The organism is Methanoregula sp., from assembly GCF_049518935.1.
GTDB lineage: Archaea > Halobacteriota > Methanomicrobia > Methanomicrobiales > Methanospirillaceae > Methanoregula.
On record NZ_JBEKRH010000007.1, the window covers coordinates 16,841 to 40,217 of the forward strand.

The window sequence follows — 23,377 nt, forward strand, 5'->3', positions numbered from 1 at the left end:
TTTATTTCAGTCTGTTCCTGAGCGCAGGCCCGATCTCATTGAGGATCTCACTGTTTGCGGGGGTTACGTAGATCAGCTGGCTGCCAAGCACGATCAGGCTACCGACAGGGTGGCCCCGTCCCACCGGGTGGGCATTGTACAGCCGGATAACGGCGTCACGGGAATCAGCGCTATCAAAGGACTGCGTGGAGATTGTTACCGTATTGCCCGCAGTGTCCGAGAGCACGTAGGTCTTGCCCCCGGTTGCGCCCGGCAGGTTCCAGGTACTGTCCTTTACACTTGTTACGGTGATACCGGCAGCGATGGCCGCATCCTTCACCGGCTCACCGGATACCGTTGAGTAGGGGACTTCCGCGGCTACGAATATGATCATAACGCAAGGGATCAGGAACATCAGGATGAGGAAAATGGCAAGGCCGTGCTCCTCCCGAAGTGTCAGTGCCATGATACACCTCCGTTCATGTACCGGCAGGTCATATGATTCATGATTGCATCTCCTTAATAACTGCAGGCTTAAGCCAGCCGGGTTTCTTGAATTTCAGGAATACGAGTGGCGGCACGGCCAGGAGGAAGGTGCCGAGCAGGACGGAAAGTATGTAGGCAAGCCCGTCCGATGCAAAGAACGACGGGGGCATAAGTCCGACGACAAACGCAAGGGTCGTGCCAAACAACCCGAGCCCTCCGACAACCCAGACCCCGGCCTTTCCTCCCGGTATCGTGAAGGGACGGGGCTTGTCCGGCTGGCTGTACCGCAGCTTGATCACGGAAGCAAAGACCAGGATGTAGACGATGCAGAGCAGTTCAACGGTCATTGCCGAGAGGATCCAGTATGCCTGGTTGACAGAAGGGAGGAATACATAGAGCAGCGAGATAAGCGACCCGATCAGTGCCTGTATGGCCAGGACGGCCACCGGTGCTCCGTATTTGTTAGTCCGGTCGAACATCGGCGGCATATTCCCTTCTTCGGCTACAATGCCAAGCCCTTTTGCCGGCCCGATCAGCCATGCTGCGAGCGAGACGACTCCCCCGAGGGTGATCAATACTGCCATGGGTGCCACGAGCCCGGGCATGTGGGCAGCGTTAAAGAAGTACTGGATAGCCTGCATGACGCCTGATGCAAGGTTGAGCTGGTCGGCGGGGATCACCACAGCAATGGCAAGCGTGGCAAGGACGGTACAGACAACGATGATCGCTGCCGACAGGGCCATGGCACGCGGGAAGTCCTTCTGGGGATTTCGGGTTTCCAGCGCATGGAACCCCGCCATCTCCATACCGGCAAAGAGCAGGACGATCGTGGCGAAGAACGGCAGGGTGTCAAAATTGATCGCCGGGATCATTGCCCCCGGAGAGAATGGCGGGAGGACAAGTGCCTGGCCGGAACCGATCCACCAGACCCCGAGCAGGATGATGAGGATTGCGGGAATGATGCTCCCGAGGATTACCCCGATATTGCCAAATTTCGTGGATGCCTCTTCCCCGAAATATGCGATGGCGGTCGTGCCCCAGAAGGCGATCATCATAACACTGAACATGTACCACGGGCTCGTGGAGAGCGAGGGTGTAAGGGCAAATGCCAGGGTGGACGCGATAAACGAGAGGACCGTGGGGAACCAGACGAGGTTGTTCGACCATTCGCAGAACAGTGCGGTAAACCCTCCTTTCTCACCGAATGCCTGCTTGACCCAGGCATAGACACCGCCGCCTTCCGGCCACCCGGTCGCCAGTTCGGCACCGGCCAGCGATATGGGGATGAGGAAGAGAATGGCACCGATGATGTACCAGCCGATGCAGGACCAGCCATAGATCGCCATTGAGGGGAAATTCCTGATACTCAGCACGGCCGCCACGTTGATCATGGCGAGGGCGAAGAGGCCCAGGACCTTCTTCGATCCGATCCCCCCGACGGTGCCTGCAGTATCGGTCATTTCTTTGCCTCTCTTTTTGTTGCCATTTTTGCCGCTGTCTTCGTATTCTTCTTCGTCTCCGGCTTCGTACCCTTCCCTTCCTCTTTTATGCAGTACATCCGGTACACACCGTTCTCGCATTCGATCCCGTGGGTATCGTGTTCGAATCCCGGGAATGCGTTATCGAACTCCTGGAGCACCGTGAGGTACTGGAGCAGCGGTCCGTCCTGCGGGCCGGTCCGTTCGCCCGGCGCAAGGATGGGAATGCCCGGGGGATACGGAACGATACCGGTAGCCACGATCCGGTTCCCGGCCTCGCAGACGGGGAGATGCTCGACCTCGTTCCGGACCAGTTTTTTGAAGGCCTTTGCATAGGTGATGGCCGGCTCCGGGAGGATCCCGAAGGCCTCCTGGAGGAGCTCGCACATCCGGTGCTCCTTCTTGAAGGCGTGCATCCTGTCCGAAAGTCCCCTGAGTGTCAGATCCTTATAAAGATCCGGCCATTTTGCCACGAGGTCAGGGAAGATCTCTCCCAGTGGCGCTCCCTCGTCATAGAGCCGCTTGAACTCGAAGAGTTCCGTTATCAGGGTGCCCCACTTGCCCTTGGTGATGCCCATGGAGAAGAGGAAGAGGATGTCGTAGTCGCCGGACTTCTCGTTGATGATCCCCCGGGTGTCGAGGAACTTCACCACGATCGCTGCCGGGATTCCCCACTTCTCAAGCGACCCGTCCTCCTTCACGCCCGGCATCAGCACGGTTACCTTGATCGGGTCGAGCATGCAGTAGTTTTCCGGGAGACCGGTAAAGCCGTGCCAGTCATCGCCCGGGTGCAGCACCCAGCAGGAGGGATCTTCCCGGAGCCGTTCCATGGGGGCATCGGCAAACGCGATCGGCTTCTTTGTCTTCTTATCCGGGATCGTATCCGGCTGCCACATGCCGAACCACCAGTCATGAGGGGTCTTCCCATGGCCGATCTCGCGGGCGATCCGGGCCATGGTCCGCCGGAACCGGATCGCTTCTTCAATAGATTCCGTGGTGAGGACCCTGCCGGGCGCCCCGTCCATCATCTTCGATGATACATCGCAGGAGGCGATGATCGGGTAGAGCGGGGAGGTGGAGCTGTGCATCATGAACCCCTCGTTGAACCGGGAGTGCTCGACGGGTACGCGCCCGTGCCGCACATGGACCATCGAGGCCTGCGAGAGTGCGGCAAGGAGCTTGTGGGTGGACTGGGTGGCAAACACGGTCGGGCCTTTTGGATCTTTCGCACCGTCGCGCATCGCAAACCGGTCCCGGTAGATCGGGTTGAACCGGGCATAGGCATACCAGGCTTCGTCGAAATGGATGCTGTCCACGCTCTTTCCGAGCAGCTTCTCCACGTCGGCCGCATGGTAGCAGAGGCCATCGTAGGTCGAGTTGGTGATGATCGCGTGGACCGGGGTCTGGCTTTCGGCTGTCGGGGAGAGGGGGCAGGACCGGATCTTCTCCCGGATCGAGACAGGGCTCATCTGGTCCGGCGGGATCGGGCCGATGATCCCGTACCGGTTCCGGGTCGGGAGGAGGTAAACCGCAATGGAATGGGTCATGGTCAGGGCATGCTCAGCAGATTTGTGGCAGTTCCGGTCCACGAGGACGATATCATCCTGCGTGACCCGGCCGAAGAAGACGATCTTGTTGGCAGTCGAGGTACCATTCGTGACGAAGTAGGTCAGGTCCGAGCCGAACACTTTCGCTGCATACCGCTCGGCCTCCCCGACGGCTCCTGAATGGTCCAGCAGGGAGCCGAGTTCTCCGACCGAGATCGAGAGATCGGACCGGAAGAGCTGCTCTCCGAAGAATTTGAAGAATGCCCGGCCCGCCGGGGATTTGCGGAAGGCGATCCCGCCGGCATGGCCCGGCGTATGCCAGGAGTACTCGAAATCGTCCGAGAATCGCACGAGTGCACCAAAGAACGGGGGCAGGAGTTTCTGCCGGTACCGTTTCGCTGCTGCCGTGATGCGGCCCGCGATGAACTCCGGGGTATCCTCCATCACCCAGATGTACTCGTTGATCTCCTTGATCATGTCAATCGTCAGCGTCGTGGGTGCCGCCGATGTCGGTTCTCCCATAAGGAAGATCGGGATCTCCTCGTTGCGCTGGCGGATCTCGTGGATGATCGCAGCCGTCTCCTCGTGCCGCCCGGGCGTGTCGCCGCCCAGGTTCCAGTTGATCAGCACACAGTCGATCTCCGGCAGGTTGGAAGCGGCAGCCCGGGCGTCGGCCGGTGAAACGATGTCCGAGACGGTGATGCCGAACTCCTCGATGCCCTTGACGATCCGCCGGATCGCCCGGCCATGGGGGGTTTCCGTGTGGATCGTATCGTCAAGGATTGCCACCTGGAGTTTTTCTTCCGGGTTCATGGCTGGTCTCCCTTGCAGGAACTTCCATGACCCGGTACTTCGTTGATTGCGAACGAACTCATGAACATCGCTTGGGGATGCCTGTAATTAAAAGGAGCGGGTCTGATGCATACGATATCCCCTCTGATCACGGAGCCCCGGTTCTTCGGTTATCCTGTCACCGCATCTGACAAGGCGCGAAAATGGAATAGTAGATATACTATCTTGGGTTATTTTACACCGGAAATGATCACATGACTGAAGAAATCCCTGTTCCGGACCAGTTCCTCACGGCTCCCGGCATCTTCCCCTGGTGGCTCCTGCTTGTCTGGGGAATCCTTACGCTTCTGATTGGCTGCATGTTCCTGATTACACCCGGCATGACCACGGTGCTCCTCATTACGTTCATGGGCGCCTACTGGCTCGTGGGCGGACTGTTTGCCCTTGGCAGCCTCGTGGTCGACCGGTCGCACATGGGATGGAAGATCTTCCTTGCGGTCATCAACATCCTTGCTGGCATCCTGATCCTGCTCTACCCGTGGTTCAGCACCATCTTCGTCCTCTCGTTCTTTGTGATCTTCATCGGGTTCTGGGCGATTTTCATCGGAGTCTCGCACTTGTACCATGGCTGGATCAGGAAGGATGCGGGCAACGCGGTCCTTGGGATCATCAGCATGATCTTCGGGGTCCTCCTCCTGATCAACCCGTTCATTGTCGCTGCGCTGCTGCCTTACGTGGCCGGCGGGTTTGCCGTAGTCTTCGGTCTTGCCTCGATCTATGTCTCGTTCGTGGCAAAGAAGTGTCTGGAATCCCCGGCACAGTAATTTTTTTTAATTTTTGTCCTGTACCGGTAGTTGCTGAATCGCGGCGATTCTGGTGTAGCCGTGGGCCGGTGAGGGATGCTGAAACTGCCCGAAGGGCTGTTGAAGCATGAGAAGAATTCTTCAGAATTCTTCGAAGGAGCGTTTGGCCGGGCTGCGATTGGTATGAAAGGGTTACTTTAGGCTATCGCAGGCCGGGGCTCCACCCACTCGATCGCAAAAGAGGATGCCGGGAGAGAAGGGGATTCTATCCAACTTCCCTTCCTCCGTCGGAGACCCCCTCACTCAGACATCTCATCTCACATCCCCAAATCCGGCCCCTGTACGCCCCCGGTTTGCCAATCCGGGCCACCGATTTCCGGCCGGACTGCAAAAAACATCGAATTCCGGCACACATTTTTAAACCGGATGCAATCCTCCGTTTTCCCGCCGAAATACGCATTTTACGGGCAACAGAAAAACGCTAATAGACGCTTTTGGGAGGCGAAACTGAGGGTGGCGGGGGGTATTGGACGTGGCAGGGGTCAGGAACCCCTGTTTTCGGGATCGATTTTCTGGGGCCGGGAGCGGAATTTATTTTTAATCCGGGCCGGGAAAAATTTTTGAAAATTTTACGGGCAATTTTTTCCGGATTTTTTTTCATTGCCAAAAAAATTTTGACAAAAATTCTGCGGGACGACCCGGGTATCGTGCCCGGCATTTCCGGATCTTTTCCGGCACAATTTTTTTCGTGAGACTTTCCGGAAAAAAACCGGGACCATGTACCGGAAGTACCGATCGGCTGGGCTTTGGGTGATGGAAAATTCAGTCGTACGAAAAACTGAAGAATATGATCCCGGTAATTTTTTCTATGATATACAGGATACCGAAGAAAATCACTGCGTACAGCACAAAGCTGAGGATGAACCCGGCCGGCCCGGTTAACCGTGCTGCTGCCACGATCATATCTGAAAGTGCATTTGCGATCAGGATCGCACAAAGAATACCGGCAAAAAAGATCGCCCATTTTTTTACATTTGCATAATCCATAGAGTGCGTTGGATTGCCGGACTCTTAAAACATCAGATGGTCCGGGCCCGGTTGTGAATACCGTCAGTCAGCCTTTCCTGGCAGGTATCGCACATGCGTCGAACACCCGACCCGGTGACCGTGTTTCACCATGATGTTTTTGTGAAATGACAGCAGGTTTTGTCTTACTCCGGCCATTGAATCATACGTGCCGGAACAGTCACCGTCACAAGAGCGGATAGCGTTGGAGACCCGGGCGCACTTAGTGGTCGGGAACACCATGGCTCCGGGGGAACATCTTCTCTTTTTTACTGCGAACGGGATCGATGGGTATATCAGATTAGACTGATATCCAAAATATATGGAAGCAACAGCCTGTGAACACGAGAATAGCTATATGCTGCTGTTCATGCTGGGGGCAATCATCCTCGTATTTTCCCTGTACCTGAACGTTTACTTCCTGTACAAAACCTCGTTCATGCCCTAGGGATCACGGTGATGAACCGGTCCTGCCACTATTTTCACCGGAGGCTATCTTCCCTGAACGTTCGGACCATGATCGTGCCTCTCTTACGCGATAAGAAACCCGGGTGTATCGGGAATGCGGACGCATGCCGGTGGCGGGTTCTTATTTTCACCAGCGCGAATAGAAACCCGCTCCTGTATTCCTGAAACCTGTCCTGCGCTGTCCGTCTCATTCACGGACCCTTTTGAAGGTACTGGCGGTCATGCCGGTGCGGGAAGAACAAGCAGGTTTAATAAAAAAAATGTGATGGTGAAAAGTAGGACAATAATCATAATATGCTGGGACTCATGATATCCCGACTCCATCACCACTCCATATTTGAATCTTTCTTTATTATACTAAAATATATCTCTATGTTTAAATTCCTTTTGCTCGTTGTTCTTAGAACCGGCGCCAATGGCAGGGTCCCATGAAATTCCGGCTTTGATCCAGGAGATCTCCGCCGTGCCCCTCCATTCACTTCTCTCCCGTGTGACCCCGTTATATCTCCGGCAACGGATCTGACCGGTTAAGATCTTTCGTATGATTCACCGCACGCTGCAGCATTACGGACGGCAATTTTTCCATGGTGCATCCAGACCGTAATTGAGTCAGTCTGCTGGAACCATCACTTACAAAACTTACAAAAAAAATCCCAACCTTAAAAATCCCCTGCGGGTAATAGTCTATCCGGAGCATACGATCAATGGAAGCCAGGAGCGAGAGGAAAGATGGAGTCCTTGTCTTTTTTATCACCGGAAGGCTGGACGCGTTTGGTGCACAGCAACTGGAGACGTGGGTACGGGAAGGCCTTCACGACGACGACCGTGAACTTGTTATCGATATGACCGGTTCGCCGTACCTGAGCAGCGGAGGCATACGGGTGTTCAATACCCTGAAAAAAGAGCTGAAACGGAGGAACGGCCGCTTTGCCCTGTCATCGGTCGGGGATTATCCCATGAAAGTGCTGGAGATGGCGGGATTCACTACCGTTTTCGACTTGTATCCCACCACTGCTGATGCAGTATCAGATCTCATCGGAAAACGAAAAAATCCCTCGCTCTTCAATGAGCTCTTCTATAAAAAAATCGTGGATAAAGGCGTGAAGCTGACGATTGAACCCGGCTGGATGACCTCCCCCCCGGCACTCCGCGTAGTTGGTGATCTCAATAAGGTACTCTACGCAAAGATCACAGAAGCCGATATCCGGACAAGAAAGTTCTCTGAAGTGACGTATTCCCTTGGCCTTGGGGCCTTGGGAGCAGACGCCAGAGAGGCAATGCCCCTCCTTGGCGAGATGATCACCCTGTACGGGTCCATGGTCTGGCTCCCTACGGATGGCAACAACACCCCGGATTTCCTGACTCCTGCGGATTCTTCGGGTGGCGATCTCCCGGTATACACCGCGTATAATATTACGCTGGACGGGCCGTTCAATGAATATTTCACGCTCGATGCAACCAATCCCGAAGGGGTCAGCATCTCGGATATTTACCGGATTATTTTCTCGTCTGCGAAGGATCGTGTCGGTACCTGTCATGGCGTTGTAGCCGTCACAATCTGGGGAGTTATCAGCAGTTTTGCCAGTTCAGGCCTGAAAAAATCACCGGTCGCCGGTTCAGCACCCCCCGGGGGAGAATCGATCATGGCCCCGGGGCAGGTCCACGAATGGATTGCTTCGGATAAGGGATCCTCGTACCGTGGCGACACGCTCGTGAGTTTTGGCATCGGGATCGACCTCACCGATGACCTCGCGCACTTCCGCCCGGATGCCCTTGAATCCCTGTATTACGCAAACCCGCTGAATACGGGTGGCGCAAAAGAGATGTACCTCCATAACCACGGCGTAGTCTTCCGGAATATCCCGTATGATCCCTCGCTGGATCTCAACACGCAGGTAAAGAAGATCGTAACTGACGGCGAGTTTGTCGATATGCGTCACCTGCTGGATGCAACCCGGTTGCGCAAGGCGAAGATTGGTGTTGCCTACATCCAGTCCGTAGTAAAAGACGCTTGAGATCAGGCTTTTTTCCTTTTGGTGAGAACAAGAATATTTTTCCCTTCTTCGAAACGATACCGGATCTCATCCATGACCTGGCGGATCAGGAAGATCCCGATACCTCCGATCTTCCGTTCTTCAACCTCACTGGCCAGGTCTGGTTCCGGAATGGTGAGCGGATCAAACGGTCCGGCCCGGTCTTCCAGCCGGACTTCGACATTCCCGTTGCCCGCCCGGCATGATACGGTGATCTCACCTCCCGCATCCCGGTATCCGTGCACAATGATGTTGGTGATCGCTTCCTCTACTGCCAGCTGGGTGTCAAGAATATCGTCTTCCGGAAATCCGTGGGCACGCATCAGGGTTTCAAGACACGCGGAGATCTCCGGGATCTCGTTGATATCGGATGTAATTACACGAAGAAAGGAGTCCTCCTGCATCTCATTCCACCTTGATAACCATCAGCGTGATATCATCGGATTGCGGATGATCCCCACAGAACTCTCTTACATCCCCGAGAATCGTGGTGATGAGTTCCCGGGCATCATTATCCCGTGAACGGCCGATAACCGAGCGCAGCCGGTCCTCCCCGTACATCTCGAGACCGGCATTTTCCGCTTCCGTGATCCCGTCCGTGTAGAGGACCAGGATGTCGCCGCTGACGAGCATCCTGGTTTCAGAGCCGTACTCCTGGTTCATCAGTGCCCCGACGGCAATTCCCGTCCGCGTTAACTCTTCGAACGAACCATCGGCCGCATGACAGAGAAGGGGGGGGTTGTGGCCGGCATTCACATAGGTAAAGGACGTCTGCTCCGTATCCAGGATCCCATAGAACAGGGTGACGAACATACCGGCTCTCGAATCGGCAGTGATGATATTGTTGGCATCCCGGATCGCATCAGCAGGACGGTCAGGGTACCACGAGGCATTCACCCTCACCACAATCCTTGATAAGGCCATGAAGAGGGCGGCCGGGATCCCTTTTCCGGAAACATCGGCGATCATCACCCCGACCCGGCTTTTGTCTATCGGTATCACTTCGAGGGGGACAACATCGAAAAAGTCCCCGCCTACCTCTTTTGCCATCACACTCCTGGCAGCGACATCAAACCCCGGGATCGGTGCAATCGTATCGGGCAGGAAACTCTGCTGGATCTCGGCAGCAATAGCCAGTTCGGTGTTCTTGCGCTCTATTTCACGCAGCAGGGTATCGCGTTCTGACTGCATCTTCCTCTCGTTCTGGAGGTTTTCAACAATGAAGGCAAAAACGAACATCCCGGCCGCATTGGCCACGATCATGGGTACCGAGATCGCTTCGACGAGGGCAAGCGCCTGGTCGAACGGGCTGCTGATTGCAATGGTGAGGAACATATGCAGCCCTTCCATCAGGATCGCAAAGAGGACCGCTATCTTTATGCCGGCAAATTTCCGTTTGTTTGCAAGCCAGATCAGGCCGCCAATCATGCCGGCCAACACGGTTGCGAGCGAGCAGGAATAGACCGTGAATCCTCCAAGGCTCAGACGGTACGCGGCCCCTATCAGGCCCGCCCCGAGGCCCACATATGGCCCGCCCAGCAGCCCGGCAAGCATCGGCCCGAGATCGCGGACATTGATGATGGCGCCCATGAACTCCACGCCGGCCATGGTCCCATATACCGAGAGTGCCCCAAACACCAGGACCAGGAGTATCTGGATCTTCACGGCAGGGTGCCCGTCGAGCACATCCGGGAAGAACCTGCTGCGGGTCAGCAGGTAAGCAACAACGACGATCACGCAGATCATCTGGAGCAGCACCAGCAGGGAGGAGAGGATCGTGGTATCCAAGGGTATCAGGTACGCATTGAGCACCGGTCATCTTAATAGTGACCACGGGCCCGTGAGATTCAGGGGATAGCATTATCTTTTTTGGAACCGATATTGCTTGCTAGAACACCGGGAAGATCATCATCCCGTTGTGAGGGATAGTTGTGGAAATATCAACCAGAACGCAGGATGGTTCAACAATCATCTCCATTGCCGGCAGGATCGATACGGCGACCGCACCGGCACTTGAACGGGTAATCAATACTGAGATCGCGAGCGGCAATCATCAAGTGCTGCTGAATTTTTCCGGCGTCTCTTATATCAGCAGCGGGGGCCTCAGGGTTCTCCTGGCCACGGCAAAAAAACTCAAAGGTGCCGGTGACCGGTTTGGGATCTGTTGTCTCTCGCCGGAAGTGCTGAAGATCCTCAAACTGGCAGGTTTTACCTCAATCTTTTCCATCCACTCCTCTGAGGGAGAGGCCCTTGCCGGCTGGTAACGACCCGCAGATCCCCCCGCTGCTGGAATTTGTTAATGTCAGTGTTTTTAACGGCGGGCGGCAGGTCCTCGATTCCCTGTCGCTCACTATCCGTGACAGGGAACACCTTGCCATCCTCGGACCCAATGGTGCCGGTAAATCTTCGCTGATAAAGACCATCACCCGGGAATTCTATCCCCGCCTGGACGCGGGCGAGGTGATCTTCCGGATCCGCGGGCACGATATATGGGACGTATTCGAGCTTCGATCCACGTTCGGTCTTGTCTCCAACGATCTCCAGCAGGCGTTTACGCGCGACATCACCGGCAGGGAGGTGATCCTGTCCGGGTTCTTCTCCAGTGTCGGACTCTTCAACCGGGAGATATCGGGTGAAATGGAGCGGAAGACCGATGAGATCCTCGCGTTCCTCGAGATCACGCATATCAGTTCAAAGCGCATGACCGAGATGTCCTCCGGTGAGGCCCGGCGGTTCCTGATCGGGAGGGCGCTCGTGCACGATCCGCGTACGCTCATCCTTGATGAACCGACCAACAGCCTCGACCTTCATGCCCTTCATGCTTTCCGCCAGACGCTCCGGAGGATTGCACAGTCCGGGAAGGGGATCATCCTCGTTACCCATAACCTGCCGGACATCATCCCGGAGATCTCCCGGGTGATCCTGATGAAAAACGGGCGGTTTGTGGAGGATGGCAGGAAGGAGGAACTGCTTACCGACCGGCATATCGGGAATCTGTTCGATGTGCCGGTCCGGGTCAGGAAATCCGGTGACTATTACTATGCCATGGAAGAGTGAGATTGCGGCACAAGAACCGGTATGAATCTTGAATATTCCTGATCGAACTGTGAAAAATTGATAAAATGAAAATATATTTGCGAGGGTTCCCCGCCTCAGGGCCTCTCCGGGGAGGCAATCGTCGCTTCAGCGAGGATTGACTGGAGAAGAATACGCAAGGATTCTTCGACTTGCGGAATCTCATGAGAGATGAGGCACGGCGGGGCAAGAAGGTTTTCACGGGATTCTTTTTAGTCACTGATCCGCCGCGGGGCGCCCCGTCGGGGGCGGCGGCGTGCATCGCAAATTTCCCGTACGAAAGAAAACTCTCGTATCATACTCCTTTATTGTGGCCTTTGCGAGTGGTGACCCCCTCTCTCCCCCGGAGGGGGAGGCAGCCCAAGGGGAGCGCCTCTTGACCCCCCATTTATGGAGATGTCAAGTTGAGGTACCCGAGTGTATACGCTGTATAATTCAGTGATTCGCAACCGGTGATGATCGCGAATGCTCTGCCCTGACTGCTGCAAAGGATTTTACCGACCCTAAAAAAAAGAAAAATTCTCCCAGCCCTTACTGCTGGGTGGGAAGAGCGCTTTTGATCATGTCGGCAGTGCCCGCGGGAAGGTTGAGCCCGCTGAGCACGGTCGGCAGGACACTCAGCATGGTGCTCTGTCCCGCGGCGGTTCCCGCAAAATCCTTCAGCAGTGTGATGCCTTCCGGCGATGCGAGAAACTTCTTTACTGCGTCCTGGCCTTCGGGGGTTGCAATGTAACTGGCAACTGCCCCGCCCATACCACCAATGTCTCCAAAATTCATGATTAAATCACTTCGTAAGATTGTTGGTACACGTAAGCTGGTGATCGGTAATAAAAATTGGGACGGGGCACGTGTATCTCCCGGGGTTCTCTGCCGGTACAACGGTTTTCCCGGCCGGTTTTCCGCAGGCTTTCCGGCCGGTGCTGGTCAGGATCCCGCATCACCATGGATAATACCGTTTCACCGTGCTGTGCTCCGGTGCGGATCACAGTACTCTTTTACCTCCGCAGGTAACCACTCTTTACGGAACGGGATCACCGCATGACAGGTCAGACACCAATACCGGAATCAAAGGCAGGGAAGCCCGATCAGCAGTTCCATACAATCCCGGAAGAGGAACTCTTCTCTGCCTTGTCCTCGTCACCGGCCGGACTTACTGAAGTCCAGGCTGGGAAGAACCGGGCGGTGTACGGGCCCAACGATATCTCGCATATCCGCAAACGCCCGGTTATCCTGCAGTTCCTCGCGCATTTCAAGAACCTCCTCGTCATCATCCTGCTTTTTGCTGCCGTGGTCTCGGTTGTCACGGGAGAGATTACGGATGCCGCGATCATCTTCGTCATCATCTTCGCGAGCGTGACCCTTGACTTCTTCCAGGAGTACAAAGCGGAAAATGCCGCAGAACTCCTCAAGAAGAAGATCATTACCCGTGCCTCGGTATTCCGCGACGGCAAAGCAGAAGAGCTCCCGATCACCGACCTGGTCCCGGGCGACCTTGTCTCGCTGGCTGCCGGCGATATCATCCCTGCCGACGCCCGGCTCTTGTCCTCACGGGACCTGTACGTCAACCAGTCCTCCCTGACAGGGGAGCCGTTCCCGGTCGCGAAGACCGCGGAGCGGGCCGCCCCGGGCGAGCGGCTGGCGGAAGCGGGTAATTACGTCTTCCTCGGCACCTCTGTCGTCAGCGGGATGGCAACCGCGATGATCACGCGGACTGGTGCCGGCACCGAGTTTGGCAAGGTGGCAAAGACGCTCGTGGAACGCCCGCCCGAGACCGAGTTCGAGCGCGGGCTCCGGCACTTCAGCTACCTGATGTCGAAGATCGTCTTCTCCCTCGTCATTATCGTCTTTTTCATCAACGCGCTCTTCAAACACGACGTGCTCCAGTCCCTGATCTTCTCGGTCGCGCTCGCCGTTGGTATGACCCCGGAACTGCTGCCGATGATCCTCTCCCTGAACCTCTCAAAAGGGGCGCTGGCCATGTCGGAGAAAGGGGCAATTGTCAAGCACCCGGAATCGATCCAGAACTTCGGCAGCATGGACGTGCTCTGCACGGACAAGACCGGGACGCTCACGGATAACCAGATCGCGCTCGTCCGGCACCTGGATGCAGAGGGGAACGACAGCGATACGGTGCTCCACTATTCGTACCTCAACAGCTACTTCCAGACCGGCCTGAAGAGCCCGCTCGACGAGGCCATCCTCAACTTCCGTCACATCGATATCGACGACTTCACGAAGAACGACGAGATCCCCTTCGATTTTGTCCGGCGGAGGGTCTCGATCGTGGCCACCGGGAAGTCCGGCAAGGTGATCGTCTCGAAGGGGGCCCCTGAGGAGATCCTCCGGGTCTGCACCTCCGTGGAAAAGGATGGTGCCGTACAACTCCTGACCGATGCCGGCCGTGACAGGATTACGGCCCTGTACCATTCCCTGAGCGCGGACGGGTTCCGGGCACTTGCGGTATGTTACCGTCCCCTGGACCCCGGCACCGCTACATTCTCCGTTGCTGATGAGAAGGAGATGGTCCTCGTCGGGCTGATCACCTTCATCGATCCGCCCAAGGAGAGCGCCCGCGAGTCCATCCGGCTCCTGGCCCAGGCCGGGATCGAACTGAAGATCCTGAGCGGCGACAATGAGCTCGTCACGAAGAAGACCTGTGAGTTGATCGGGCTCGGGGTGAAGGGGGTGCTCACGGGCACGGAGATCGATGCAATGGACGTGCAGACCCTCTCGCGCCAGGTCGAGCACGTGACGATCTTCTCCCGCATGACCCCGGCCCAGAAGAACCGGGTGATGCAGGCCATCAGGCACAATGGCCACGTGGTCGGGTTCATGGGAGACGGCATCAACGATGCACCCTCGATCCGCGAGGCTGATGTCGGTATATCCGTTGAGAATGCAGTGGATATAGCAAAGGAATCTGCGGATATCATTCTCCTCAAGAATGACCTCCGCATACTTCATGATGGCGTGCTGGAAGGGCGCAAGACTTTCGGGAACACCATGAAGTACATCCTGATGGGGACCAGTTCCAATTTCGGGAACATGTTCTCGGTGGCCGGGGCATCGCTCTTCCTGAAGTTTCTGCCCATGCTCCCGATCCAGATCCTCTTAAACAACCTGATGTACGATGTATCCGAGTCTACCATCCCTACCGACAATGTCGATGACTCGTACATCAGCACCCCCAAGAAATGGGACATCGATTTTATCAAGAAATTCATCATGGTGTTTGGCCCGATCAGTTCCATCTTCGATTTCATCACGTTCTTAATCCTTCTCGTGGTATTCCAGGCGGATGCACCCTTCTTCCAGACAGCCTGGTTCGTGGAATCGATCTGCACGCAGACGCTCGTTATTTTTGTCATCAGGACCCGGGTAGTGCCGTTTTACCAGAGCCGGCCAAGCCGGATGCTCTTTGCCAGCACGATCCTTATCGTCCTGATCGCGTGTGTCCTGCCATTCACCGTGATTGGCAGCCTCTTCGGGTTCGTGCAGCTTCCGGTGTCTTTCTACGCGGTCCTGGCAGGGCTTGTGATCGGCTACCTGATCCTTGTTGAGATGGTGAAATACTGGTTCTTCAGGAAGTTCGGGGGAAGTACCGAGCGGCGCCTGGTACCCGACCACTGATTTTTCTTACTGCCGCAGGACCGGGCCACCTCCCGTTCGCTGCCCGTTTTCCCCGGTAGATGACCGGGACTTTTAAAAAGAGGTGTAGCGCCGCGTTGCGACCATGAAAAAAATCCATGCACGTGTCGTGACCGGCCGGTCTCCCGGTCACCGGTCCCTGCCGCAGTTCAGATCGACTGCGACACCCCGGCAAGGGACCGGATCAGTTTCTGGGTCTCGGCGGGTGTACCCGTGGTATTTACCATGTAGACGGTGGTGCGGGAGAGCAGATCGCGAAGATATTTTGTCCTGATCTCCTTCTTGAACGGGTTATTGACGAGCAGGTGCGGATTGAAATAATTATTATCAGAAAAGATCTGCAGTGCAGTATCCGGGTTGAGTGACTGCACGGTAGTCTGGTCTGCGGGATCCCGTTTTAAGACGATGATAATCCGGAGGGTTGTCATGGGCAGGATCCGGCCCTTCCCGATGATCCACCGGATATCGGCAACGGCCCGCCCGTCACCATCGTAATCTCCTTCTTTTACCAGCCCTTCGAACTCCTTCCAGATCTTTTCCAGGTCCTGGCGGATGTAAAAATTCTTTTCCGAACCATAGGCAAGGATCTCAGGGCCGAACACCCGCGAGAAGAACCAGTCATCCGAGACAATGCGGGTGCGCGGGTTTTTTAAAAGACCGTATGTCTGGGTAGTCTTTCCCGCTCCTGAGATTCCGACGATACACAGGCCGCTGCCATTGATGTCCACACAGGCCCCGTGGATAGAGAAGATATCATGTTCGTCTTCAAGGATATCGCCGGCTAGACTGAGTGCAAGCGATTTTATCCAGCCATAGTAGTTGAAGTTGAAGAGGAATGCGGTCTTTGACTGGGGCTCATACAGGACGGTGTCGGGTTTATACGCGGGATCGCTGAACACATACATCCTGCCATGCGACCGGACATTCTGGGACATCGAGTAAAAATTTTCCTGCCAGGTATCCTTTACTTCATGGTCAACGGTGAGGAGCTTGATACAGCACCCGTAGATCTCGGATTTGATCTCATACCGGACCGAGGGCCCAAGCTGCCCGGCGAGGCGCTCCTTCTCATCAGGAGCGATAAGGGAAATCGTATATGCCATAGGAATCACCGTGCCCGTGCTACAGTAATCAGATCTCCTCATGGGTTATTAATAATCCCCTGCCCTGTTCAGGGAAAACAAGAAACCAGAAGGGGCACCTCAAAAACCGGGACCGGTATAACAAAAACCCGTTGTCTTTTTAATCCGGCACAATGACACTTATCTACGTGCAATCGGATTGACATCCGGGTGTCTTTGCCATGACCGGGAAAAAAACCATTTCAGTCTCTTCGGATCCGCAGTTTCTCGAAGAGCTTTCGGAATACCTTGAGGTGCTTTCCAGCCCGGTACGGTTGAAAATACTCAAGTTCGTCGAACCCGGGCCAAAAGAGATCACCGCTATCGCCGAACATATCGGGATGACGTACCAGAATACCAAGAAACATCTGGATCGCCTTGCAGCAATGAGTCTTGTGAAACGGGATGCAGGCTTTGGGAGGGAAACCGATCGTGGTATTGCGCCGGTCTGGAAATATTCCCTTGCGGATGGCGGGCTGGCTAATCTGACGAAGACCCTTGGAATTTTTTCAAGCATACCCGTTTCCCCGGGGTATAATGATATCCGGAAGCGGATCGAAAAGGTCCGTGAATCGGTAATTGCGACAACCGGTGTAAGATCTCCGGTGCTTATTCTCATGGGGGGGATTGCAGACGGGCGTGTATTCCCGGTCAATGGCGATCGGATCCCGGTCGGCAGGGAAGACCCCGGACAACCGCTGCCAGGAACCGTGGCAGCAGTCTCCCTCCCGGAGCAATATCTTGCTGTCACCCGGGTCAATAAGCCCCATGCCATGCTCAGCCGATCCGGGAAAGAATGGATGATTGAAGATAATGGCAGCACCGGGGGAACATACCTGAACTCGGAACGTCTTGCGCCGGGAAAAAAGACCCTGCTTGCGAACGGGGATCTGATCGATCTGTCGGTAGGAACGAATGCGGCCCGTTTCCTGTTTGTCTCGTATGATTAGAAACCATTTTTTTGAGGAATGGGACTGTATCCTCAACGCGTCTCTTCGAACCTTTCAGTATCGATCTGTTCTCCCTGTTCTTTTGATTCTCATTTGCATAATGGGGGCTGTCATACCGGTATCAGCCCAGGTTGTTTCTGGTAATCCCGGGTACATGACTTCCTCATCATCACCGGACGCCCGGATTTATTCTGGCGGTGATAGTATCCCGGCGTTCCCGCTTCAGTCACCGCAGGCTGCATCTATAACCCCGGTCCCGGCCCGCATTTTTCCCACGGGAAGTCCTGTCGTAATTCCTCTCCGCACAAACCGGACCGGGCTCCTGTCGGCCATTGCAAGAATTGCGGCTGAGCGGCCGAAGGTTGCTGTTCCTCTGGTCTGGGCGGTCTTACTCCTTGTTGTCGCCATCGCCGGCCTGAGTGCGTTCTTCTATTTTCTCGTCTGGAGACGATCCTCAACGGGCAGGTCAAATCCCGTTTCCGGAGGGAACGCCTCCGGGAATGTGACCGTGATCGATGCTCCCCCCCATTCCATGGCTCCCGCAGCAGGTCCGGCTCAGGAAGCCATGGGTCCTGCGGTCCCGTTCCCACCATCCCTTGAAAAACGGTTTTCGCATGCGGAGTTTATCGGGGAAGGCGGCCTTGCCCGGGTATTCCGTGCATATGATTCCCGGTTACAGAAGACCGTTGCCGTAAAAGTGCCCATCCGGTATGATGAGATCACGGGAACGCATTTTACCAGGGATATTTTCTTCTGGCAGGGTCTCCATCAGGAAAATATCATTGAGATGTACTCTTCCAACATCCTCCCGGTTCCCTATGTGGAGATGGAATATGCCCCCGGCTCACTTGCACAAATCCCTCTTCCGCTGTCGCAGGAAAAAGCCCTGGTGATTATTACCGGTGTTGCGCGGGGTCTTGCTTATGCGCATGAGCGGGGGGTCATCCACCGGGATATCAAACCGGAAAATATTCTCCTTGCTGAGGACGGGACCCCAAAGATCACCGACTGGGGCCTCGGGCGGGAGATAACCGATACACGCCAGTCCAGTGTCCCTGGATACTCTCCGGTCTATGCAGCCCCGGAGCAGATCGCACCCGCCCGGTTTGGCAGGCCCGGGCCGGCAACGGATATCTACCAGCTGGGGATTCTCCTGCACGAACTACTCACTGGCGTTGTGCCCTTCAGGGACGCGAAGATGTACGACCTGAGCCAGGCAATACTGCATGATGCACCTGTTGTGCCGGAATTTGCAGGCCCGGATGGGAGAAAGGTACAGGCAATCATCCTCCGGTGTCTTGAAAAGAATCCTGCGGATCGATACACGTCAGTCATGTCCCTCCTGGCAGATATCAGTAGTCTTGAGAGTTATCGCGAAAAATAAGAATTTTTACGCCGAAACCTGCTCCGGCTCCCGTTGTGACACCGTGCTTAACCAACGGTATTTACACCGGTACAGCACAGGTGCCGGATGCACCTGCACCATGCCAGAGAGCGAATCCGATACCGACACCGATAAGGATCCCGATCACAAGGACAATTCCCATCTGAATGAGCTGCTGCTTTTCCATAGGTACTTGTTTTTTTGTGATGGGGATAAATACTTTCGAACCCCCACGATCTTCTGCATGGATGGAGTTGTCAAAAGTGCAGCAGGACATTCCCCGGGATCATAACGGCATTTTTTCGGCGGGCACCCTCACTGCCCGCTTCCCGGAACCCGCTGCCATTCCCCCGGATGCCCTCTGGGTCCTGGTGAAAGATACCGGTGTATATGTCACCCCCGGGACCCTGTCCACCATTTTTGTTTCCGGTCCTCCAGAAAACCACGGTTTCACGGGGTCATCGATCCAGTATCTCGGTCACTATGGCGAGATTCCGTGCTATGCTGCCGGTGTTGCAGAACCAGCGGGGACTCCGGAGGGCAGGGAATTTGCTGGTGTAAGGACCCTTTTTGGGAAAATTCCGGATGACGAACTGGCGATTGCCTCCCTTGCAGTCCGGCTCGTCACGTTCGATCGGAATACACGTTTCTGCGGGCGGTGTGGCGCAGAGACCCGGCAGCTCCTGACGGAACGGGCAAAATTATGCGATGACTGCAAGCTTATCACCTATCCCCGCATCTCTCCCGCAATCATCGTGCTCGTGCAGAATGGCGACCGGATCCTGCTCGCCCGGTCGCCCCGGTTTCCTCCCGGGCAGTACAGCGTTGTTGCAGGTTTTGTCGAATCCGGTGAGAACCTCGGGCATGCGGTCCGTCGCGAAGTGCGGGAAGAGACGGGTATAGAAATTACGAATATCCGGTATTTCGGGAGTGAGCCCTGGCCTTTCCCGGACTCGCTGATGATCGGGTTTACTGCGGACTATGCCGGGGGGGAGATCCGGATCGATAATAACGAGATCGTCTCCGCTGACTGGTTTGACCGGGACCATCTCCCGCTGCTCCCCTCAAAAATGAGCATCTCCCGGGCCCTGATCGACCAGTGGATCTCCCAAAGACCACGACATCCCTGATCGATCTGCGTTTTCAGGCATGCTGTCTTTTTTCCGCTAGCTTGGGGAAATATCCGCAACACATACTCTGTTACCGCGGTTCAGTCATGGCATGTATATGCGCGATCATGGCAGCAAATTCCCCTGTCTCCGGCCGCCCTTTTGCAAATTCTACATCGCTGCACCGGGCAAGTATCGTTTCAATCTCCTGATCCGGAATCCCCCCGGCCCGCACCATCGCCAGTATCTCGCTCGCGGTCATCTCTGCACCCGTACCATATTCATGTGCAAGGAACAGGCGCAGCGACTGCCCGGTGAGACCATATGCTTCCGGAAAACGATCCTGCTCAAATGCCGTTTCTGCCATCTCCAGGAGGTGCCGGGCTTCAACCCGGTATGCGGACGCATCCCCGTGACTGACGGGGGAAGTTACCGTGCCAGGATCCCGCCCCCTCCGCCGGATATATCCCCGGTAGAGGCGAACACTGACGGCCGCCAGTACGGCAACCCCTCCCAGCATAATGGCAATAAGGGCCACCGGGAGCGGACCATTCACTGTATCGAGGGACAGTGCCTGAACCTCCTGCCCTGCAACCGTTGCATTGATCCGTGCCTCGGCAGAATCTGTACGATTATAGGTCATGGTCACCGTGGCATCGAGGAGGGAACGGTTGATGGAAGTCCCCGTGGGCAGGTATCCTCCGTCAGCAAGAGTTTTGGCATATGACCGGAATGTAGTGTTGGTGTCGAGTGCCGGGTCTGCGGAAAGAACGCCATCGGACATTTCCAGCACAGCCGGGACGCTGCCATTCATCATCGATCCCCGGACCGTCACCTGCCCGCCAGTCCCCTTCCGGTAGACCATCGAGAATGTGCCTGTATTATTGGTTGAGGGTTGTGCATCCAGCGCCTGGCGGGTGAATCCCTGTGCTGCAAGGCTCTCGTTGGTGATCTGGACGAGTGCGTCACGGGAGAGCCGGTCTTCAAATCCTGACCTGTCCGCATCATGTTGCTGACGGAGGGCTTCGGCATCCGGCAGTGCCAGGGCGGTGCCGGACACCGGCGGCGTACTGCCGTCATTTACCGCCTGTTGCTGGACGCTGATTGGCTGCTCGGAAATGTTGACTGAACTTGATGATGGCACGTCCCCGCTGAACGCACTGCCCGACCCTGTCATTGGCTCCGGTGTGTTGCCGGCCTGGTCAGTACCTGCCCCGAAATGCAGTATGATCTCCGGAAGAAAAACTGCTTTTGTTTCCGGATCCGCGTAATAGAATGAGACATTTACCCGGAAGCTCTCGGGTTCAGCTGACACCCCCTGGGTGATATTCAGGAATGATCTTCCCGGTTGCACCGTAAACGGGGAGACCCGGTTGCTGGTACTGATCATCACCACTCCCGGTTTCTGCAGTTGCCGGGCAACAGAGACCTGGACCGTTCCCGGTATATCCGTGGCATAATCACTTGTCACGGTCAGGGGGATCTCTGCCGGCTCCCCCACCGGAAAATAATAATCATGCCGGTCGGCAGTTATGGTAATTGTTGCGCCGGATAGTGCGGGGATGATGAGGCAGAGGAGAACCAGGAGAATGAGGTAACGGGCGTTCATGGGATGATCCTCCCTCTCCCGTACCGCAGGTACAGTTCGAGCAGGATGAGTATGAGGGCGGCGAGGATGCAATAATCTTTGATACTTGTCTCCTCTTTCTCACCTTTGATGTCCTGGTTGAGCCCCGCATAAATCTCTGCGAGTGTCCGCTCGTCCACGGACCGGAAATATTTTCCCCCGGTATTTTCTGCTATTGACTGGAGGGCGGCTTCATCGATCTGGGCGACCCGCGGGGTGCCCACCCAGTCAGTCCCGAGGACCACCGGCTGTGCGGATCCAATGCCTACGGTATATACCTGGATCCCGGCCTCCTTTGCCATGGTGACCGCTTCATCGGGAGAAACCACCCCGGCATTGTTGCTCCCGTCAGAGAGGAGTATAATCACGTTCTTCCGGCCCGGGATCGACTGGGCCATATCGATTGCAAGTGCAAGGCCGTCGCCAATCGCGGTCTCGCCCGGGCGGGGGCTGATGGCAGCAAGTTTCTGGCGGACCCGGTCCTTATCGGGACTCAGGTACGCGGCGGTAGTTGCCCCGGATTCAAAGATCACGATACCGGCATTGTCGTCCGGCTCAAGGTTGCTGATGAGAATGTCAGCGGCATGCTTTGCCGCTTCCAGGCGGGTCGGCTGGTAATCGGTCGCCTGCATGCTGCCGGAGTCATCGATGGCAAGGACCACATTCACACCCTGGCGGGACTGGTCGAGAGGGATGTGGGGATCGGCGAGACCGATGAACAGGAGAGCGATCGAGCTGATCGCGAGAAAGAACATGACATGGACACGGCGGCTCTTCTTTGTATCACCCAGCGCGGATTTGACAAACGCCAGGTGCGAGAAGATCATTGCTTCCTGTTTTTTTTTCAGGAGCGCGTAATAGTACGCAACTACGAGAACAGGGATGACAAGCAGACCCCAGAGCCAGACCGGATCAGAAAATCCTGCCATGTGCAGCCCTCCTTGCTTTCCCGTCGCGGAAGAACCTGGAAAGGGGAATTTCGTAGGGATCCGTTGTCCGCAGGGAAATGTACCTGGTACCCTGTTTCGTGAACATCCGGGAGAGATCGCGTTCGTAAGCGATCACGCTGGCCGCAAAACGCCTGCGGAACAACGGGTCCGAAGTATTGACAAGCACCTGCTCGCCGGTCTCCGCATCTTCGAGTTCCACGCTCCCGATATCCGGGATCTCCTGCTCGCGGGGATCGGTGACCCTGATAGCGACAACTTCGTGCCGGTGCACGAGGACCCCGAGCGATCTTCCCGGCGGAGACGGGGTAAAGTCCGAGAGGATGATGAAGGAGCTCCTCCGCGGGATGCTGTTTGCAAGGAACCGCAGGGCACAGTCAGGGTCCGTCCCGGGGGACTGGGGTGTATGGAATGCAAGCGTGTTGAGAATGGAGATAAGGTGTCTTCTCCCGCGTTTTGCCGGGATGAATTTCTCAACCCGGTCTGAGAACAGGCACAGGCCGATACGGTCATTGTTCCGGAGTGCTGCGAACGCAAGGCTGGCGGTGACTTCGAGTATCTTTTTTTGTTTTGAGACCGTCGATCCAAACAGGCCGGATCCGGAGACATCCACGACAAAATAAAATGTCTGGTCCCGCTCTTCTGTATACTCTTTGATGAAAGGACGGTTGAGCCGGGCCGTCACATTCCAGTCGATCGCACGCACATCATCACCGGCCATATATTCCCGGATCCCGTCAAACTCCATTCCCCGGCCCCGGAACAGGGAGTGGTGAATCCCTGACTGGAGCCCCTCCACGAGAATGCCGGTGGTGAGTTCGATCTTCCGGAGCTGCCGGATTATGTCTTTTGGATCTTCCATCAT

General features: G+C 55.9%; 21 protein-coding genes. 9 read left to right on the forward strand and 12 right to left on the reverse strand.

The genetic code is table 11. The features are described 5' to 3' along the window. Position 1: 1 nt before the first annotated feature. Genes ABSE13_RS06435 through ABSE13_RS06445 form a run of 3 tightly spaced genes read right to left on the reverse strand, consistent with a single transcriptional unit; the run spans position 2 to position 4,303 of the window. Entirely contained in the window at positions 2–445 is a 444-nt protein-coding gene (locus ABSE13_RS06435; RefSeq protein ID WP_424027686.1) for a hypothetical protein, read from the reverse strand. A gap of 37 nt (positions 446–482) precedes the next feature. Continuing rightward, positions 483–1,925 carry an amino acid permease gene (locus tag ABSE13_RS06440; RefSeq protein ID WP_424027687.1) on the reverse strand — a complete coding sequence of 481 codons (1,443 nt, stop codon included), beginning with the start codon at positions 1,923–1,925 and terminating at the stop codon, positions 483–485. Further along, the gene (locus ABSE13_RS06445) at positions 1,922–4,303 is read right to left on the reverse strand and encodes an Orn/Lys/Arg family decarboxylase (RefSeq protein ID WP_424027688.1); all 2,382 of its coding nucleotides are present in this window, start codon (positions 4,301–4,303) and stop codon (positions 1,922–1,924) included. Before ABSE13_RS06445 ends, ABSE13_RS06440 begins: the two co-directional genes overlap by 4 nt. Positions 4,304–4,536: 233 nt before the next feature. On the opposite strand from ABSE13_RS06445, the gene ABSE13_RS06450 reads away from it, so the two are divergent. Then, the gene (locus ABSE13_RS06450) at positions 4,537–5,106 is read left to right on the forward strand and encodes an HdeD family acid-resistance protein (protein ID WP_424027689.1); all 570 of its coding nucleotides are present in this window, start codon (positions 4,537–4,539) and stop codon (positions 5,104–5,106) included. An 801-nt stretch (positions 5,107–5,907) separates the two neighbouring features. Here ABSE13_RS06450 and ABSE13_RS06455 read toward each other — a convergent pair. Then, complete coding sequence (locus tag ABSE13_RS06455) at positions 5,908–6,132, reverse strand: hypothetical protein (RefSeq protein WP_424027690.1); 225 nt, start codon at positions 6,130–6,132, stop codon at positions 5,908–5,910. A 340-nt stretch (positions 6,133–6,472) separates the two neighbouring features. Here ABSE13_RS06455 and ABSE13_RS06460 point away from each other — a divergent pair, with 340 nt between their 5' ends. After that, the gene (locus ABSE13_RS06460) at positions 6,473–6,598 is read left to right on the forward strand and encodes a hypothetical protein (protein ID WP_424027691.1); all 126 of its coding nucleotides are present in this window, start codon (positions 6,473–6,475) and stop codon (positions 6,596–6,598) included. A 724-nt stretch (positions 6,599–7,322) separates the two neighbouring features. Beyond that, positions 7,323–8,633 carry an STAS domain-containing protein gene (locus ABSE13_RS06465; protein WP_424027692.1) on the forward strand — a complete coding sequence of 437 codons (1,311 nt, stop codon included), beginning with the start codon at positions 7,323–7,325 and terminating at the stop codon, positions 8,631–8,633. Between the two features lie 2 nt (positions 8,634–8,635). Here ABSE13_RS06465 and ABSE13_RS06470 read toward each other — a convergent pair whose 3' ends face one another. Both ABSE13_RS06470 and ABSE13_RS06475 read right to left on the reverse strand, forming a co-directional pair. Further along, a complete protein-coding gene (locus ABSE13_RS06470) occupies positions 8,636–9,055 on the reverse strand; it encodes an ATP-binding protein (protein ID WP_424027693.1) in 420 nt (139 codons plus the stop codon). Between the two features lies 1 nt (position 9,056). Further along, positions 9,057–10,439, reverse strand: coding sequence for a PP2C family protein-serine/threonine phosphatase (locus tag ABSE13_RS06475; protein ID WP_424027694.1), 1,383 nt, complete (start codon positions 10,437–10,439; stop codon positions 9,057–9,059). 143 nt (positions 10,440–10,582) lie between these two features. Between ABSE13_RS06475 and ABSE13_RS06480 the strand changes: the two genes are divergently transcribed. After that, positions 10,583–10,915 carry an STAS domain-containing protein gene (locus tag ABSE13_RS06480; protein ID WP_424027695.1) on the forward strand — a complete coding sequence of 111 codons (333 nt, stop codon included), beginning with the start codon at positions 10,583–10,585 and terminating at the stop codon, positions 10,913–10,915. Then, a complete protein-coding gene (locus ABSE13_RS06485) occupies positions 10,902–11,708 on the forward strand; it encodes an ABC transporter ATP-binding protein (RefSeq protein WP_424027696.1) in 807 nt (268 codons plus the stop codon). Before ABSE13_RS06480 ends, ABSE13_RS06485 begins: the two co-directional genes overlap by 14 nt. Positions 11,709–12,257: 549 nt before the next feature. Here ABSE13_RS06485 and ABSE13_RS06490 read toward each other — a convergent pair. Beyond that, complete coding sequence (locus ABSE13_RS06490) at positions 12,258–12,503, reverse strand: hypothetical protein (protein WP_424027697.1); 246 nt, start codon at positions 12,501–12,503, stop codon at positions 12,258–12,260. 261 nt (positions 12,504–12,764) lie between these two features. Here ABSE13_RS06490 and mgtA point away from each other — a divergent pair, with 261 nt between their 5' ends. Further along, on the forward strand, positions 12,765–15,356 hold the full coding sequence (gene mgtA, locus ABSE13_RS06495; RefSeq protein ID WP_424027698.1) for a magnesium-translocating P-type ATPase: 2,592 nt from the start codon (positions 12,765–12,767) through the stop codon (positions 15,354–15,356). 167 nt (positions 15,357–15,523) lie between these two features. On the opposite strand, the gene ABSE13_RS06500 is transcribed toward mgtA, so the two are convergent. Then, the gene (locus ABSE13_RS06500; RefSeq protein ID WP_424027699.1) at positions 15,524–16,477 is read right to left on the reverse strand and encodes an HPr kinase/phosphorylase; all 954 of its coding nucleotides are present in this window, start codon (positions 16,475–16,477) and stop codon (positions 15,524–15,526) included. A 200-nt stretch (positions 16,478–16,677) separates the two neighbouring features. Between ABSE13_RS06500 and ABSE13_RS06505 the strand changes: the two genes are divergently transcribed. Both ABSE13_RS06505 and ABSE13_RS06510 read left to right on the forward strand, forming a co-directional pair. Then, positions 16,678–17,445, forward strand: a complete 768-nt coding sequence (locus tag ABSE13_RS06505) for an FHA domain-containing protein (RefSeq protein WP_424027700.1) — start codon at positions 16,678–16,680, stop codon at positions 17,443–17,445. A gap of 154 nt (positions 17,446–17,599) precedes the next feature. Then, positions 17,600–18,829: a serine/threonine-protein kinase gene (locus ABSE13_RS06510; protein WP_424027701.1), complete on the forward strand. Its 1,230-nt coding sequence runs from the start codon at positions 17,600–17,602 to the stop codon at positions 18,827–18,829. 61 nt (positions 18,830–18,890) lie between these two features. Here the strand turns inward: ABSE13_RS06510 and ABSE13_RS06515 are convergent, their stop codons facing one another. Continuing rightward, positions 18,891–19,016, reverse strand: coding sequence for a hypothetical protein (locus ABSE13_RS06515; RefSeq protein ID WP_424027702.1), 126 nt, complete (start codon positions 19,014–19,016; stop codon positions 18,891–18,893). A gap of 19 nt (positions 19,017–19,035) precedes the next feature. Between ABSE13_RS06515 and nudC the strand changes: the two genes are divergently transcribed. Then, the gene (gene nudC, locus ABSE13_RS06520) at positions 19,036–19,959 is read left to right on the forward strand and encodes an NAD(+) diphosphatase (protein WP_424027703.1); all 924 of its coding nucleotides are present in this window, start codon (positions 19,036–19,038) and stop codon (positions 19,957–19,959) included. A gap of 70 nt (positions 19,960–20,029) precedes the next feature. On the opposite strand, the gene ABSE13_RS06525 is transcribed toward nudC, so the two are convergent. From ABSE13_RS06525 to ABSE13_RS06535, 3 genes are read right to left on the reverse strand one after another with little or no spacing between them, the layout of a single operon-like run. Then, on the reverse strand, positions 20,030–21,547 hold the full coding sequence (locus ABSE13_RS06525; protein ID WP_424027704.1) for a hypothetical protein: 1,518 nt from the start codon (positions 21,545–21,547) through the stop codon (positions 20,030–20,032). Continuing rightward, the gene (locus tag ABSE13_RS06530) at positions 21,544–22,494 is read right to left on the reverse strand and encodes a VWA domain-containing protein (RefSeq protein WP_424027705.1); all 951 of its coding nucleotides are present in this window, start codon (positions 22,492–22,494) and stop codon (positions 21,544–21,546) included. Before ABSE13_RS06530 ends, ABSE13_RS06525 begins: the two co-directional genes overlap by 4 nt. After that, entirely contained in the window at positions 22,478–23,377 is a 900-nt protein-coding gene (locus tag ABSE13_RS06535) for a DUF58 domain-containing protein (protein WP_424027706.1), read from the reverse strand. The genes ABSE13_RS06530 and ABSE13_RS06535 overlap by 17 nt, the downstream gene beginning before the upstream one ends.